Raw genomic sequence first — 14,865 nt, forward strand, 5'->3', positions numbered from 1 at the left:
TCGACCGAGCCAGGCTCATCGGTCGGACCCACTGTGCGACACACCCGACCAACCCACAAACCAAACGCGCTCTCAGGTGCATCACCTCGGACGGCCGGAGCGCTGCGAAGTACATGCACGCGAAGAATCCCACTAGGGCCGGATCTCGGTCGCTTACGGCGGCCAGCAGTAAGCGTGCTTGCTGCGGATTCGCGACGACCTTTCGGTCGATCTTCTCTTCGTTTTTCGGTGCTCGCCACTGGACGAAATCCATGGGGTGTGCGTCGAGGTATCGCAGCTCCACCGCGTATTTGAGCGCGCTATAGAGGACGGCTCGTTTGCGGGCAACGGTGTTAGCGGCGGCCGGTCCGCCGTCGAGTCGGGTCGCCAGCGTATCGAGCGCCTTCCGAATCGTGGCCGCGTTCGCTAGCTCGGTCAGCGGCAGCGTATTGGTCTTGAGCCACTTGATGACCGGTGCCAGGTCGGCCGGCGGGTCGGCGTCCCGCTGCGACTTGTTGAAGATCCACGTATACAGCGCTTTCCGAATCTCGGCGTCGGTCGGCGCTCCCCGCGTGCTGCTCAAGAATGCTGGCGTCACGGTTGTAAGAGCGTCGGCGATGCTCTTTCGTTGGGTCGCGGCGGCTCGGGGCCATTTCATGTCGACGAACGCCGCCGCGAGTTCGTACCACGTTCGGCTGTTCAGCTCTCGGGCCATCGGTTCGGGCAGGCCGGTTGGCTTGTCGAACGCGATTCCCTCGCGCTGCGCAATGACGAGGCGTGATCGGAAGCTTTCTGCCATCGCTCGTGTCTGAAACGTCTTGCCGAATTCGCGCCCGGCCACCTCCCACCGAACGCGGTAGCTCTTACGCTCCTTGCCTGTCTTGCGGTCGCGGCCTTGGTATTCGCGGGTAGCCCAGATGCGTACCTCGTAGGTGCTCATGCTGCCTCTTCGTGGTCGTTGAGCCAGTTGTCCAGGTCGCGGCGGCGGACGTACAGGCTGCCGTTCGGGTACTTGATCGTTCGGGGTGCACGGCCGGTGGCCTTCCAGCGGAAGAAGGTCGACCGGGGGACGCGTAGTTCGTCTAGGACTTCGGCGAGGGTGAGCAGGTTGCCGGTAGGGGTGCGGCGCGCGGTCATGGGCGGGGCCTCCCTCGTGCGGGGTGCAGGTGGAGCGCTGGAACAAGCCGCTGCGTTGCGGCGGGCAGCGTTGCGGCTGTTTCAGCGGGGTGTCTTGCGGGCTGATTGGCGCGGTGAGCGCCTTCCGGTCGGCGTCGGTCGTCCGTGGAGGGTCGGGGTGGCAGTGCGGCAGAACGGCGTAGGGCGGCCCGCTGAGAGCGCCATGGAGGCAAGATCCGGGCATGGTTGGTGTAAGGCATAGGGCCGAACCGTCTGTGTGGCTCTCAGCGGGCCGTCTCCGGGTGCCGATCGCCCGGCGGCGGCGCGATGCGGGCCGGGAGGGGCCGGGAAGCGTTGACACGTTGACAATCGGCCAGTGCGGCCACGTTTGCGCAGGTGAGAGGCGGTGCCGAGGTGTCAACGCCCCCCGTTGACAGGCGTTGACACCCGTTGACACCGGGTCGACCGGCGGCGGGTTGTCAACGCCTGTCAACGCCTGTCAACGCGCCCCGTTGACACCCTCGCGTGTGCTTTGAGCTGCGGAAACGTCCGCGTCGGGGGCGGTTGTCAACGTGTCAACGCCTTCGGGCACCTCGGCCACGGCGCGCGGGTGCAACTCGTAGCGGCCATCCGACCCGTTGCGGACCCACCCGAGAGCGGCCAGCTCGGCGAGCACCGCCGACACCTCATCCGACTTCGGCAGCCGGCGGGACACCTTGCGGTGCAGCTCCCGGCGGGTGAAGGTGGTCATGCCCTTGGTGGTGAGCACCCCGAGCACGTACCGGGTGTTCTCCATCGCGGCGTCGCTGCCGATGGTGGTGAGCGCGGCCCGGTAGTGCGCGGCGAAGAACTCCGCCAGCCGTACGGCGTCGGTCATCCGATCGGCGTCGATGGGGCGTCGCCACGCGTCGGCGGGGTGGTGGGCGACGTGCAGCAACCCGGCCAGCCGCAGCGTTGCGCCGGAGAGCTTGTTGCCCCACTCGCGCATGTCGTGCAGCGTCCCGCCGGGGCGTAGCTGCGCCTCCACATCCTGAGCGGCGGCCAGCCGCACCCGCCCCGCCTCGGGGGTGAGGGTGACCACGGCTGGGTCTTCCCACTCGGCGAGGGTCGCGGCCAGGTCGTGCACCCGGTGCCGGTAGCCGGCCGTCACCTGCTCGGGCACCGGCTCCGTGTCGACCAGCCGATAACCCGCGAGGGATCGGGGCAGGGCGAACAGGAACCGGGCCGGCAGGCCGCGCCCGGCGAGGTCCGCGTTCCCGCCGAATTTCCGCAGCACGGTCGGTTGCGCCATTACGCACACGGTCAGCGCGGGTTTGTCGACCGAGGCACCCTCGCGGGTCTGCCGTTCGTTGCTCATCGGCTGCCCCGCGTGGCCTTTCAGGTAGGGGTCAAGGTTCGGGGCACCGGAATACCGACCGGCGAGGGTGTCAAAGATCCCGCCCTCATCCGAGATGATCGCCATCCGTCCGCCGTTGGCGGCCATCAACCCGATAAGGGCTTCCGGGGTGGCGTCATCCACGATCAGCCGAGGCAGGCCCGGAACGGTGATCGCCTCGGCCGCGATCGCAGCCGCAACAGCCTCGGCGGCGGCCTCATCGCGCTTGCCCGGGTCGCTAGCCTTGGCCGCCTGTGCCTTGGCCTGTTCGGCCTGCCGGTCGGCAATGTCCCGCAGCGCGGCAGCCTCGGCGATCCGAGGCCGCATCGCCTCACCCAACGTCGACTGAGCGGCGAACAGCGGCGCGGTCATCGCCCGGTGAACAGGTGACTTCCGCTCGCCAGGGCCAGCGATCACAGCGGCGAACACGTTCACCGGCTCCCGCCACCCGCCGACCGGCTCCACCTCCAACCGGCCACCCGCACACGCGGAGAGCACGGCCACGGCGAGGGTGCCGGCCATCGCCGGATCGGTCTGGGTGAAGCGGGCGACGCCGGTCACCATGTCGCCCAACCAGCCGGGGAACACGTCGACCGGGAACGGCGGCGGCGCGGTGCTCGGCCCGGTCAGGGGCACTGGAACATCCCACAGCGGCCCGCCCGATGCCGGCTCGCCGGTGGCGTCGGGCTGGTCGGTGACGAGGTGGAGGCGGGCGGCGCTCATGCGGCCACCTGCCGGGGTCGCTTGCTGCCGGCGGCCAGCCCGGATCGAATGGTGCGGGCCGTCTCGACGCTGCCCAACCCGGCAGACGCTGCGGCCTGTTCCAGCACTCCCGAGGCGTCCGTTTCGGTGAGCGACCCACCGGCCGTGAGTTGCCCGAGAGCCACGGCAGCGATGTACAGCGCCCGGTTGCGCTCCCCTGCCGGCGCGGTGGTCACCCGGTCGGCTTCCCGGGTGATCGCGGCCCGCAGGTACGCGCCGCTGCGGTCGGTCGGCAGCGACACCACCACCGGCCGCTGCGGCGGAAGCGGCGCCGGAATCAACCGGGCGGCCAGCCAGCCCGGCAGCGGCGCGGTGTCGGCGTCGAGGCCGATCCGGTAGGGCCGTCCGGTGACCGTCGAGCCGGCAGCCACGACGTAGCCGCCGTTGGCGCGGGTGTCGACCAACGGGCCGAGCGTGCCGGCCGTGTTGCGCAGCGCCGGCCCGTCGTCAGGGTGCCGGTAGTAGAGGTGAGTGCCGCCCCGACCGGTCAGAACGGTGTACGTGTGGTCGATGCCGGCCGCAGCAGTGCCGTCCGGGCCGAAGCCGGCGACCCAATTCGTCGGGGTGCCGTGCCGGTCGGCGAGCACCGCGAACACGTCGCGGCCGTCGCACGCCCCGGCCCACTCGCCGGTCGGCGCGTCGCCGTCGTCCTTGGGTACGTCGAGGTCGACCACCACGAGCCGCGACGGGCCGCAGGCCACCCCGATCCCGTACGGACGCGCGGTCCATGCCCGGCGGATGCGGTCGGGGTCGCAGGTGGCGCGGGGCTCCCACCCGAGGTGATGCCCGGAGGCGCGGCAGCGCGGGTCGCGGCCGGTGCAGTCGTCGGTGGTGTGGTCGGGGAAGGCGGGTCGCTTGTCGTCGGGGCGTAGCGGGAAGATGTGCCAGCCGCGTTCGGCGTGCGCGAGTGCGGCGGTGAGCAGCGGGTTGTCAGGCATGGTGCGGGTCCTCTCCGGTGGTGCGGGTGAGGTGGTGAGGCGCGCGGCTTGCGCTTGGCCGTGTTGGCGTTCGTGGCGGCCTTGGGCGCAGGCGGCGCAGTCGCGGCGTCGTAGCAGGACGGGCCGGCCGCTGCGCGCGTTGTCGGCGGCGAGCAGCCGGCCGCAGATGTGCGGGTATGCCTCGGCGTCGGTCACCGGCCGACCGAGCACCGTGCTCGCGACCAGCCATCGGGCGGCCACCGGGTCACCGCCTCGGCCGAGGCCGCGCCGTGATCGCGGCCCGGGTCACCGCGTCGCGCAGGTCGCCGAGCAGCCCGACCAACTGCCGCCGCGCGGCCACCTCGCCCGGCGCGAGCGCGACCCTGACGCGCACCTCGGCGTGTTCGCGGCCGGCGGCGCTGCGGACCCTGACGAGGACGGCGCGGGAGCGGCCGGCAACGTCGACCACGATCTCTTCGGAGCGGTGCTCTCCGAGGCCGCAGCGGTGGTCCTTGCCGCACCACTCGGTGTGCCCGTCGCGGGTGCGGCGGTTCATCGGTTGGCCTCGGCGCGTAGCCGGTGAAAGTGGTTGTAGACGCGGCGGCCGGTGCGCAGTCGGTGGCCCCGGTCGCAGCGCCGGCAGGCACGCGGGCGGCGTAGGACGCGGGTGGTGATGCGGCCGGTGCCGGCGCACCGCTGGCAGGTTTTGACGGGCTTCACCCAGCACAGCCCGGCGTAACCGAGTGTGATCAGGGCGGGGATCGTGGCGAGGACGATAGCGGCGGTCAGGTGGGGGTTCACAAGTGCCTCCCGGGCCGGTTTTGGGTGCACGGGGCCGTGAGCTGCTATCTGCTAGGTCGCAGCTCATGATTCGGATTGGGTGCTAGCGAGGGTGCTAGCGCTAGCAGGACGGGCCGCTAGCGCTAGCACCCTCGGGGCGGGTTAGCCGGCGGACCGCTTCCGGTCACGCTCCGCGATCGCGGCGAGCACGTCGGGGTGCTTGATGCCGCGTCGGGTGGTCGGCTTGCCGTCGATGCGCCGGCCCACGTCGCCGACCTTCACCGCCGGGTGTGGCTTGAGCGCGGTGGTGAGCTGTGCCGCTTCCCACCCGCCGTAGACCTCGGGCCGCAGCTCGGCGAGCAGACCGCACAGCGTCTCGTTCCACGCCGCCTTTTCGTCTCCCGGCCACACCTGTGCCAGGTCGCCGAGCACGTCCGCGACCGGGGCCACCTCGCGGGTCTGCTCGTCCGGCTTGGGCAGCGTCCCGGCGGCCTGCCGCAGGGCGACGGCGCGGGCGACGATCTGGGCGGCGGCGTTGGTGTCGACCTTGTACGACTTGCCCGCAGTCGGCTTGGGGCCGAAGCCGCGCAGGATGCCCCACCCTGCCTCGTCGCCGGGCACGAACACCGTGGCCCGGTATCCGTTCTTGTAGGCCGACGTGCCGAGGATCATGTCGTTCGCGGTCTGGTCGGCCACGGACAGGCAGAACCGGGAGTTGACGTTGCGGGTGATGCCGGTCGGCAGGCTGTCCTTGTCGGGGATCTGCGTGCCGATCAGCAGGATCACGCCGAACGCCCGGCCGAGCTTGATGACCTTTTCCAGGATCTCTCCGGCTTCCTTGCCGTATTTGCTGGTCATCAGCTCTTGCAGCTCATCGAAGAACGCCACGAGCGGGTGAAGCCCGGAGCCCTTGAGGTTGGCCAGCTCGGGGGTGACCTTGTTCTCGGGTGCCTTGCCCAACCTGGCGTAGTGGTCGATGCGCTTGGACCGGCGGCGGCACTCCTCGTACAGCCACTCGATGAAGGCGAAGCACCGAGCGAGGGTGTCGTCATCGAAGCCGTTGCCGTACTCGGCCATGACCGGCTCCAACACCGCGAAGTCCCCAACGCCCTTCAACTCGTAACCCCGGATCTCGGCGCGCGGGTCCAGCGACGCGGCCAGCACCAACGTCCGCAGCGCGAACGTCTTCCCCGAGCCGGGCTGACCACCGAACAGCCAGTTGCGGAACATCATCTCCGCGTTGATGGCGTCCAGGCGGGGCGTGGTGGCGAACGGGAACGCCTTGAACAGGTCCACCTTCGCGCCGGTCGACAGCAACGGCCAGGGCGGTTGCGTCATCTGCGACGCCGGCTCATAGCCGACCCACAACGCCAGGCGGCCCGTGTGCCCGGGTGCCGGTTCGGGCCACACCTGATCCAGCGGCAGCCGCATCGCCGAGGCCAGCCGGCCGCGCCGGGCGACCACCTCGGCGGCCTCCACCCCGTACGGCAGGTCCACCACGGCGAGGTGCCCGGGGCCGTCGCGGTGAATGTCCACCGGGAACGAAATGGCCTTGGCGTCCTTGGCAACCGCGCTGTTGATCGCGGCCATCTGCAACGAGGTCAACGCCCGTCGCACCAGGTCGGCGGTTAGCTTGCGGTAGCGGGTGCTCTCGGTGACCCGGTCGGTGAGCGGCTTGTCCGCCGGTCGGCCGAGGGTGGCCAGCAGCGGCACCACCACGGCGAGGGCGACGTAGCGCCACCACGGCGGGCCGAGGGTGAGCACGATCGCCCCGGTCACGGTTGCGCCGGCCCCGGCGGCGAGTACCCACCACCGCCACACGCTTTGGCGCTGCCGGCGGGCGTCCAGCTTGAGCCACACGTCGGCCTCACCACGGGTCGCGGCGGCCTGCCGCAGGTGCCAGTTGCCCTCTTCGGCGCTGGCCCAGTGCAACGCCCGACCGAGGCCGCGGAACAGCCCAACCGGTGCCCACACAACGGTTTTCGCCGCGTACTTCGGCAGCCGCACCGCGTGGTAGCCGGTCACGTAGCCGGCATCCTTGCTCTGGTGCCGGGCCGCCGCGCGCATACCGCGCCACGAGCGCGCCCACTCGGCCAGGATCGGCCGGCGCTCCCGCTGCCGGGCGAGCACCTCCGGCGGGATGTCCTCGGCCGCGTCGACCAGTCCGCCGAGGCGCTCCGGGCCGTCGTCGATCGTCTCGGCGTCCTCGGTGCCGTCGTCCTCGGCGGTGTCGTCGGCCGGCGGTCGGGGGCGGGGCACCCGGCGGGCGCGGGCGTCATCCAGGTCGACCACCTCCGCATCCGGGCCGGTGGTCGGATCGGTCAGGTCGTTCTCTGCGGCCTGCCAGTCGAAACGGTTCTCATCAGGGGCAGTCATGATGGGGGTTCCTCCAACGGTCGGGAGATCGGTAGGGGGCCGGCGGCACGGCACGGGTTTCCAGGCCAGGGGCCGTGCCGCCGGGTGTTGCTACTGCCCGTGCTTCGCGCGCAGCCGGGCGGCCTCGGTGTCCAGGCCCTTGCGCTCCGTGCGGTCCTTGGTCCGGTCGGCTTTGGCCGTGATGGTCTTGGCGTCGCGCAGGTCCGCCGTCCGGGTGATCAGGCTCTTGCCGACGTTCTGGTTCTGGTTGCTCTTGGCCATGACGGGTGCTCCTTCCGGCCGTCCAGCGGGTCTGGCGGCCACCACCGCCACCGGGTGATGAGCCGGTGGCGGCGGAAGCGGTCAGCGGGCGGGGGGCGGGCAGTCGGCGCAGGTCGTGGGCGGTTTGGCGTTGCCCCACAACGTGGCGTAGTGCCGGCCGCAGGGCAGAAGAACGGTTCGGGAGTGCGCGGAAGCCGCGCGGCGGGGGATCATGGGTGTTCTCTCCCTGATGTCTGCAAGACGGATGGGCAGGGGACCGGCGGCACGGCACAGGTTGCGAGCCAGGGGCCGTGCCGCCGGGCGGAACTAGTCGTGCGTGCGAACGAGGTGCGCGAGAGCAGCACCCATGCCGAGCACCGCGACCGGGAGGCAGGCCACGGCGGTGGTGATCCACCAGGGGGCCGAGGTGACTCCGGCGGCCTCCAACAGGTGGTAGGCGACCTGGCCGAGCGCGCCGATGGCGAGGGAGCCGAGGGCGGACCACTTGGCGAACCGACGCGCTCGCTCCGGCACCCGACCGGACAGCCACACGTAGAGGGCGTACGCGCCGTACGTCTCCACTCCGATCGGCAGGGTGATCGCGCTGTTGATGGAGAAGCTGTCCCAGATCCCGGGGAGCGGGTGGACGATGCCGAACCCGGTGAGTCCGCCGAGGCCAACCCACCCGGACCAGATCGCGACGAACGCCGGCAGGGCCAGCAGCACCACCGGCCACACCACCGCCGACCGGGCCGGTGCGGGCGGGGCGGGCGTGTCCGGGCGACTGACCGGCGCGACCTGCTCGACCGGCTCGGGCGGGGTGATTTCCGGCGCGGGGGTCGGGTCCGGCTCGGCCGGCGGCGCGGGCTCGGGTGCGGCCGGCGCGGCGGTCGGGTCCGGGATGGTCGGGTCAGGGGCGTCGGCCGGAGGCGCGGCGGGTTCGGCCTTGAGCAGCGTGAGCAGTTCGCCGGCCTTTGGTGCGCCGATGCGGAACTCCCGCATGAGCCGGTTCCGCGAGGGGAACACCTCCCCGTCCGGCAGGTCCAGCGCGCGGGCGGCGGGCAACAGGTCCTCGATCGGCTGCGGGTAGCGGGTGCCGTTGATCGTGGGGGCAGTCATGGCAGGTGACCTCCTGGTCAGTTGGGATAGGCGCAGTCGACGCACTCACCGAGTGAGCGCGGGATGCAGTAGGGGCGGACCGTGTGGCAGGTCGGGCAGGTCCGGCGGGCCGCGAGTGCCTTGCCGATCGCGACGCGCTGCGCGGGGGTCGCGGTGCGCTTCGGGGCGGCGAGGTCGACCCGGTACAGGTAGGCGGTGCGGGTGCCGCCCACGCCGCGCCAGAGCACCTGAGCAGCGATGGGTTGACCACCGGGGCGCAGGCCAGCAGCGGTCAGTTGACGGCGGGTGGCGTAGCCGGGCGGGGCACCCTTCCACCAGTAGGTAGGGATGCCGAACCGCGTGCCGTCCGGGTCGAAGTAGGCGGCGCGGATGCGCGACATCAGGTCACGTCCCGGCGCACACGCTGCACGCGCATGGTGTCCGGGTTGACGAATTCCTGTTCACCCCACGGGTTGCGGTAGCGCACCCGCCAGGTGTCAGCGCCCCAGAACGGCGACCAGCCCGCCCAGTCGACTGCGATCACGCGATCGGCGGCGTGCCGCCCCGTCCCAGGTGGGCCAGCACTGGCAAGCAGGTCGCCGGCCCGTAGCCGGCTCGGTGGCAGCGATTCCAGGTCGGCGCTCGTGTAGCAGTACCGGGTGAGGTCTATCTCGATCATCAGGTCACCTCGCCTACGCGGCGCGGCGCGGGTCGGTGCGGGTGTTCAGGTCGGTCGCGGCGCGGGTCACTCGGGCCTCGGCCCGGCGCACCCGACGCCAGTCCAGCTCGGTCGGGCCGCCGTGATCCTCGGCGTAAAGCAGCGTGATCTCGGCGTCCAACAGGTCCAGCTCGGCCGCGATCAGCGGCCACTCCGCGTCGATCGCGGCCAGCTCGGCGGCGGTCGGGTCGGTGGTGACGAGGGCGAGGTGCGTACGCACGGGGGAACCTCCGGTGTCGATGAAGTGGGGGACACCCCGGGGTGCGACCAGATCGGCCGCACCCCGGGGTGAACAGGAATCAAGAGGCAGAAGTCCATGCCGCGCGCCAGATCCGGCCCGCTCGCCCCGCTCGCCCGGGAAGACACCGGGGTCGGCCACCGTGTGGCTCAAGGCGGGGATGCCGCAGACGAATCCACGCGGCGACTCCTGCTGTGAAGTTGAGAAAGATCGGCTCCCGCTCCGGCGGTCCATGGGCGTGCGGCAAAGGTGCGCCGCCTTCCCTGGGGCCATCCGGCCGGACACTGGCTTAAGCCAGTCAACTGGCTTGAGCCAGTTTGGTCACGCCGGGCACCTCCTGTCAAGAGCTGGCTTGAGCCAGTTGCAGTAAGCTCTGTTCGGAGGTGGTCATGGAGCAGGTCCCTGATCAAGACAAGCGGCTGCCGAGCAGGCGCATCGCTGATGATCTGAGAGAGCAGATCAAGCAGGGTGAGCTAGCGCCTGGTGCAAAGTTGCCGTCCGAGCGAGCGATGGCGGCGAGGTACGGCACGGCTCGAAATACCGCACGCGAGGCTGTCGCCATCCTTCAAGCTGAGGGACTGGTCGACGCGCAGCATGGGCGAGGCGTGTTCGTCCGGAGTCGGCCCCCATTGATGCGGCTGGGCTCCAACCGGTACTCCCGGCGGTTGCGAGGGGAAACGGGGCTATCGCCGTTCCGAATTGAGGTCACAAAGCAGGGGCGGACCCCTCGAACCGAATGCCGGTCGGTAACGCGCGAGGTGCCACCGAAAGAAGTGGCTGAGAGATTAGAAATTGAGCACGGCGATCTGGTAATCCGGCGCGAGAATTGGTATTTCGCAGATGATGAGCCTGTGCAATTCGGCGTTACTTATATTCCGGTAGACGTTGCGGGCGATTCGCCGCTAGCCACTGACGCGAAGCTCGGGCGTGGCAGCATCTACGCCAGGTTCGAAGACCTCGGCTACCCAATCATGAGAATTCGTGAGGAAATATCTGCGCGTATGCCTACGCCGGAAGAGTCGGCAGGGCTAATTGCGCCGCCGGGTGTGCCGGTGATCGAAGTAATGCACACGAGCCTGGACAACGCGAGAAGGCCGTTCGAAGTCACCAAATTCGTGATGCGTGGCGACTTAAACGGCCTTGACTACGAAATGCCGGTAGAGGATTAGGGAGAGAACCGTGAGTCGCAGTAGCCTGGCCAGGCTTGTTCTGCTTGCCTTGCTGTGGGGTTCAAGCTTCCTGTGGATCAAGCTTGCGCTACGCGGCTTCTCGCCGATGCAGATCGTGGTAGTGCGCCTCGCGCTCGGCGTTATTGTTCTAGCGCCGATCGCGGGGATTCGCGGACTTGGATGGCCGAAGGGTCTGGGCACCTGGGGTCACCTATTCGTTGCGGCGTTAGTAGCCAACGTAATCCCCTACACGCTATTCGGGGTCGCGGAGCAAAATATCGGTTCGAATGTGGCAGGCGTGCTCAACGCGACTACACCCCTGTGGACCGTCTTTGTTGCACTATTGGTGGGCATCGAGAGGAAGATTGATTCAAGGCGAGTCTGTGGGCTTATCCTCGGATTCGCGGGAACGATTCTGATCTTCTCGCCTTGGCAGTCGTCAGGCGAAATCGCAAGTTGGGGCGGAATGGCCTGCCTTGCTGCGGCAGCTAGTTACGGCATAAGCTACGTCTATATGGGTCGCTTTCTGGCTGGTCGTGGAATTCCCTCAATCACGTTAGCGGCCAGTCAGCTTGCGGCGGGAGCCATTCTCGCTACCGTCGCTCTACCCGTTGAGGGGCTACCGGCTCCAACGTGGCGTCCGGAGGCCGTAGGAAGCCTCTTGGTGCTCGGCCTTCTCGGCACGGGCGCGGCGTACGTACTCAACTACCGTCTGATCGAAGATGAGGGACCAACGGCGGCGTCTACCACCACCTACCTTTTGCCCATCGTTGCCGTAGTCCTGGGCGCGCTGGTCGTTCGTGAGGCTGTCACATGGCCGATGGCGCTTGGCGCGGTAGCGGTGCTGGCCGGCGTCGGGCTTGCGCAGCGCCGCGCCTCTGGCAAGAGCCAGACTGGCGCGGCGGCAAATGAGCGGCAACGGCCTCGGGGGGTCGAACGTTCGGCCAGGTAGGACGCTTGCAGAAGATGGTCTTGAAAACCGGTAAGGCAGCGATGTCTTCGTGGGTTCGAATCCCACACCCTCCGCCAACCCGGACGCCGCCCCTGATCCACTCGGCTTTCGGGATGTCGGGGCGTCCCCTGCCCAGGAATACCCCGGCATCTTTGAACGCGAGTCGATCATCTAGGTCGAGCGCTTCGTTCGATGGGCACGTTGAACAGCGGTCCGGTCACTCTGCCCTGCCGATCGTCGCGGATCGCCTGGTCCACGCCTCGTAGCTGAGGAGTGCGGCGAGGAACGCGGCGAGCAGGCCGAGGGCGGCCAGCCCGGGCAGGTACCGGCCGGCGGGTAATAACACCAGCGCCGCAACGGGAGCGAGAAACTGCTCCAGCCGTACGCGTCGGACGCTGAGGCTCAGGAACGTCGCCCTGCCGGCGAGGTACAGGGCGGTCCCGCCGAACAGCGCGATGGCCGCGATCCACTCCGAGGTGCCGTGGGACTCCTTGTGGGCCAGGCCAGCGAACACCTCCTCGACTCCCAGCGCCACATAGATCGTCCCGGCAAGCAGCGGAAAATGGGCAAGGCTGTACGAGTTGGCTGCCACCCGGTCTCGTCGTAGGCCGGACTCCCTCGTAAGCGCCAGTGCTGCGGTCGCCGCGCTCGCCGAGTACAGCCAGTACAGGCACACTGTGACAGCGATGGTGAGGAGCGCTGCCAGCAGGATCCGTTGGTGGATCATTCGGGCCCCGATGCCGGCGCCGACCGAGATCAGGGACTCGCCGAGAGCGATGATCACCACGAGGCTGTGCCGCTCCGTGAAGTGGCCAGGGCTGTGTACCGGCCACCCGCTCAGCACGGAGGCGAGCACCCCACCGCTCATGTCGATGGTGAGCGCCACCGTCCAGAGCAGGATCTGCGCGGTTCCGCCGAGTACGGCACCGAGGGCGAGTGGAATCCACGACAACACGCTGGAGAGGGCGTAGAGGCGAACCGTTCTGCGCAGTCGCTCACTGTCTGCCGCCCAGTAGTAGAGCGCCAGGTGAATCAGCCGCACCACGACGAAGGACAGCACCAGGAGCAATCGCGGTGCCCGCGTTCCCGGACCGGTCGCCCAGGCGTCGGGGATGACCAGAGCGGCGAGGAAGATGGCCGCCATCGCCCCGGTGACGCCGACACGCATCACTCCGACATCAGCGCGGGCCTGGTTGCCCAGCCAGGAGTAGACCAACCAGGAGATCCACAGCAGCAGGAGTACGAGGAATCCCTGCGTCAGCCGCACCGGCGAGGGTCGATCGCCCATGAACGCGGTCACCCGGATGAACCCGAAGACGAACACCAGGTCGAAGAAGATCTCGAACAGGGTCGTGCGGTGGGTCTCCGCGGTCACCATCGGCCGTGCCTGGAAGATCCGCCCCATCGGGCCATCTTCACCGGATGCCGGGTGGTGGGTCCGGCGCCCGGCACCCCGGTCACTCCGGCGGGTCTGCGGCCCTTCGCTCCGCGCGGATCGTCTCTTCGGCCAGTCGCTCGACCGCGCGTCGGCGTTCCCGGGCGAGCGACTGCTCGTCGGGCCTGCGGAGCGCGCTGATGACGGCGACCAGGAAGTCACGCCACATGCTCACGAATTTCCCCCGTGACGTTGCGGCGATGATCATATCCGCGCGGCGACTCCGACAGTGCCCAACCGGTCGTCGGCGGCCCCGGAACGGGGTAAGAAGGGGCTGATATCTCCGCACACCGGAAGGACGCGTTCTGATGACCCTGGAACGACCGATCGCCCCGGACCCGTACGAGCTGCTGCCGACGCTGCCCGCGTTCACGCTGACGAGTGAGGAGGTGCAGAACGGCGAGCCGATGGACTCTCGGCACGCGCACGGCAGCACCGGTGGTGACAACGTCTCCCCGCAGCTCACCTGGTCGGATTTCCCCGCCGAGACCAAGAGCTTCGCGGTGACCTGCTACGACCCGGACGCGCCGACCGGCAGCGGCTTCTGGCACTGGGTGCTCGTCAACGTGCCGGTCGACGTCACCCAACTGCCCAGCGGCGCCGGCGGCGCGGCGGGCACCGACCTCGGTGGGGCGTTCTCGGTCCGCAACGACTACGGCGAGCAGGGCTACGGCGGTGCGGCTCCGCCCGCCGGTGACCGCCCGCACCGGTACGTCTTCGCGGTGCACGCCGTGGACGTGGACCGCCTGGATCTGACCCCGGACGCCAGCCCCGCCTACGTCGGCTTCAACCTGACGTTCCACACCCTGGCCCGAGCGGTGATCCGCCCGACGTACCAGATCAAGGAGTGACCCGTACCCCGCGATCTTGCACTTTCTGTTCCGACATTCTCGACCTAAGGGGCGTCTGGACGACAGAAAGTGCAAGATCGCGGGGGCGGCATGCGGAGGGTGGGCAAGGTCAGGACGGGACTCGGGCCACCGCGAAGACGGACTGGCCGAACGGGGGGCGGACGAGCTGCTCGGCGGCCTTGGTGGCGGGCAGCACGAGGGTGTCGTACACCTTGACCATCGGGCCCTCCTTCGGCATCAGCCGGAAGACCTTCGTGGCCATGAAGTAGCCGATCAGCCCCAGCGCGTTGGCGTAGTGCATCTTCTCGATGGTCAGGCCGGCCTCGGTCATCGCCGCGCCGAGCGTCTTCTTCGTGTAGCGGCGGACGTGCCCGGTGGCGATGTCGGCCGGGCCCATCGCGAACTGGAACGCCGGCACGATGATGATCACGGCGCCGCCGGGTCGGACCAGGTCGCGCATGCTGCTCAGCGCGCCCACGTGGTCCTCGATGTGCTCCAGGACGTTGTACGAGACCGCGGCACTGTAGTCGCCCCGGTCGTTGTGGGGCAGCAGCATCTGCCGGACGTCGATGTTCGGCCGGTCGGCGAGGCGCTCCTTGAGCTGCACCAGCCGGTCCGGGTCGGCTTCGGTCGCGGTGAACCTGGGCAGCAGCTCGGACCACTCCAGCGCGTAGTCACCGAGGCCGCTGCCGATCTCGATCGGGTCGTCGCCGAGGTACGGCACGGCCAGCTCGATGAACCAGCGACGGTGGTTGACAGCGGTCGCCAGACCTTCCAACACCTCGGACTGAACGCGCTGATCCCCAGTGATTTCTGCCATGCGTCGATTCCTCACGATATGAACTCGACCCGTGCCTGG

The 14,865-nt window shown here is 69.2% G+C and carries 17 protein-coding genes, 1 tRNA gene and 1 pseudogene; 4 read left to right on the forward strand and 15 right to left on the reverse strand.

Going from position 1 to position 14,865, the window contains the following annotated elements; all coding sequences use genetic code 11:
• The 12 genes and pseudogenes from ACLQ29_RS33495 to ACLQ29_RS33550 all read right to left on the reverse strand — a co-directional run.
• Nucleotides 1-919: pseudogene (locus tag ACLQ29_RS33495) on the reverse strand (integrase); the annotation flags it as partial.
• Entirely contained in the window at nt 916-1,116 is a 201-nt protein-coding gene (locus ACLQ29_RS33500) for a helix-turn-helix transcriptional regulator (RefSeq protein ID WP_203174352.1), read from the reverse strand. The gene ACLQ29_RS33500 and the pseudogene ACLQ29_RS33495, both read right to left, overlap by 4 nt.
• Before the next feature lie 478 nt (nt 1,117-1,594).
• Nucleotides 1,595-3,193 (reverse strand): YfjI family protein, encoded by a 1,599-nt coding sequence (locus tag ACLQ29_RS33505; RefSeq protein WP_425775378.1) that lies wholly within the window; start codon nt 3,191-3,193, stop codon nt 1,595-1,597.
• Nucleotides 3,190-4,410 carry a bifunctional DNA primase/polymerase gene (locus ACLQ29_RS33510; protein ID WP_425775379.1) on the reverse strand — a complete coding sequence of 407 codons (1,221 nt, stop codon included), beginning with the start codon at nt 4,408-4,410 and terminating at the stop codon, nt 3,190-3,192. The genes ACLQ29_RS33505 and ACLQ29_RS33510 overlap by 4 nt, the downstream gene beginning before the upstream one ends.
• Nucleotides 4,411-4,414: 4 nt before the next feature.
• Nucleotides 4,415-4,705, reverse strand: a complete 291-nt coding sequence (locus tag ACLQ29_RS33515; RefSeq protein ID WP_425775380.1) for a hypothetical protein — start codon at nt 4,703-4,705, stop codon at nt 4,415-4,417.
• A complete protein-coding gene (locus tag ACLQ29_RS33520) occupies nt 4,702-4,950 on the reverse strand; it encodes a hypothetical protein (protein WP_425775381.1) in 249 nt (82 codons plus the stop codon). Before ACLQ29_RS33520 ends, ACLQ29_RS33515 begins: the two co-directional genes overlap by 4 nt.
• A gap of 141 nt (nt 4,951-5,091) precedes the next feature.
• Nucleotides 5,092-7,305: a cell division protein FtsK gene (locus ACLQ29_RS33525; RefSeq protein WP_425775382.1), complete on the reverse strand. Its 2,214-nt coding sequence runs from the start codon at nt 7,303-7,305 to the stop codon at nt 5,092-5,094.
• 90 nt (nt 7,306-7,395) lie between these two features.
• Nucleotides 7,396-7,566 carry a hypothetical protein gene (locus ACLQ29_RS33530; RefSeq protein ID WP_425775383.1) on the reverse strand — a complete coding sequence of 57 codons (171 nt, stop codon included), beginning with the start codon at nt 7,564-7,566 and terminating at the stop codon, nt 7,396-7,398.
• Between the two features lie 306 nt (nt 7,567-7,872).
• Nucleotides 7,873-8,664, reverse strand: a complete 792-nt coding sequence (locus ACLQ29_RS33535) for an ABC transporter permease (protein ID WP_425775384.1) — start codon at nt 8,662-8,664, stop codon at nt 7,873-7,875.
• 17 nt (nt 8,665-8,681) lie between these two features.
• Entirely contained in the window at nt 8,682-9,044 is a 363-nt protein-coding gene (locus ACLQ29_RS33540) for an RRQRL motif-containing zinc-binding protein (RefSeq protein WP_425775385.1), read from the reverse strand.
• Nucleotides 9,044-9,322, reverse strand: a complete 279-nt coding sequence (locus ACLQ29_RS33545) for a hypothetical protein (protein ID WP_425775386.1) — start codon at nt 9,320-9,322, stop codon at nt 9,044-9,046. Before ACLQ29_RS33545 ends, ACLQ29_RS33540 begins: the two co-directional genes overlap by 1 nt.
• Before the next feature lie 13 nt (nt 9,323-9,335).
• The gene (locus ACLQ29_RS33550; RefSeq protein WP_425775387.1) at nt 9,336-9,581 is read right to left on the reverse strand and encodes a DUF6284 family protein; all 246 of its coding nucleotides are present in this window, start codon (nt 9,579-9,581) and stop codon (nt 9,336-9,338) included.
• Between the two features lie 407 nt (nt 9,582-9,988).
• Here ACLQ29_RS33550 and ACLQ29_RS33555 point away from each other — a divergent pair, with 407 nt between their 5' ends.
• The 3 genes from ACLQ29_RS33555 (at nt 9,989) to ACLQ29_RS33565 (ending at nt 11,797) form a co-directional block, all read left to right on the forward strand.
• Entirely contained in the window at nt 9,989-10,768 is a 780-nt protein-coding gene (locus ACLQ29_RS33555; protein ID WP_425775388.1) for a GntR family transcriptional regulator, read from the forward strand.
• Between the two features lie 10 nt (nt 10,769-10,778).
• Nucleotides 10,779-11,720 (forward strand): DMT family transporter, encoded by a 942-nt coding sequence (locus ACLQ29_RS33560; RefSeq protein ID WP_425775389.1) that lies wholly within the window; start codon nt 10,779-10,781, stop codon nt 11,718-11,720.
• Nucleotides 11,695-11,797, forward strand: a tRNA-Ser gene (locus ACLQ29_RS33565). Before ACLQ29_RS33560 ends, ACLQ29_RS33565 begins: the two co-directional genes overlap by 26 nt.
• Before the next feature lie 140 nt (nt 11,798-11,937).
• Here the strand turns inward: ACLQ29_RS33565 and ACLQ29_RS33570 are convergent.
• Together ACLQ29_RS33570 and ACLQ29_RS33575 are read right to left on the reverse strand one after the other, a co-directional pair.
• The gene (locus tag ACLQ29_RS33570; protein WP_425775390.1) at nt 11,938-13,125 is read right to left on the reverse strand and encodes a low temperature requirement protein A; all 1,188 of its coding nucleotides are present in this window, start codon (nt 13,123-13,125) and stop codon (nt 11,938-11,940) included.
• A 52-nt stretch (nt 13,126-13,177) separates the two neighbouring features.
• Nucleotides 13,178-13,330 (reverse strand): hypothetical protein, encoded by a 153-nt coding sequence (locus ACLQ29_RS33575; RefSeq protein ID WP_425775391.1) that lies wholly within the window; start codon nt 13,328-13,330, stop codon nt 13,178-13,180.
• A gap of 133 nt (nt 13,331-13,463) precedes the next feature.
• Here ACLQ29_RS33575 and ACLQ29_RS33580 point away from each other — a divergent pair, with 133 nt between their 5' ends.
• Nucleotides 13,464-14,006: a YbhB/YbcL family Raf kinase inhibitor-like protein gene (locus ACLQ29_RS33580; RefSeq protein ID WP_425775392.1), complete on the forward strand. Its 543-nt coding sequence runs from the start codon at nt 13,464-13,466 to the stop codon at nt 14,004-14,006.
• A gap of 109 nt (nt 14,007-14,115) precedes the next feature.
• Here the strand turns inward: ACLQ29_RS33580 and ACLQ29_RS33585 are convergent, their stop codons facing one another.
• Nucleotides 14,116-14,826 carry a class I SAM-dependent methyltransferase gene (locus tag ACLQ29_RS33585; RefSeq protein ID WP_393364702.1) on the reverse strand — a complete coding sequence of 237 codons (711 nt, stop codon included), beginning with the start codon at nt 14,824-14,826 and terminating at the stop codon, nt 14,116-14,118.
• Nucleotides 14,827-14,865 lie beyond the last annotated feature (39 nt).

This window comes from Micromonospora sp. DT228 (assembly GCF_049841595.1).
Taxonomy (GTDB): domain Bacteria; phylum Actinomycetota; class Actinomycetes; order Mycobacteriales; family Micromonosporaceae; genus Micromonospora.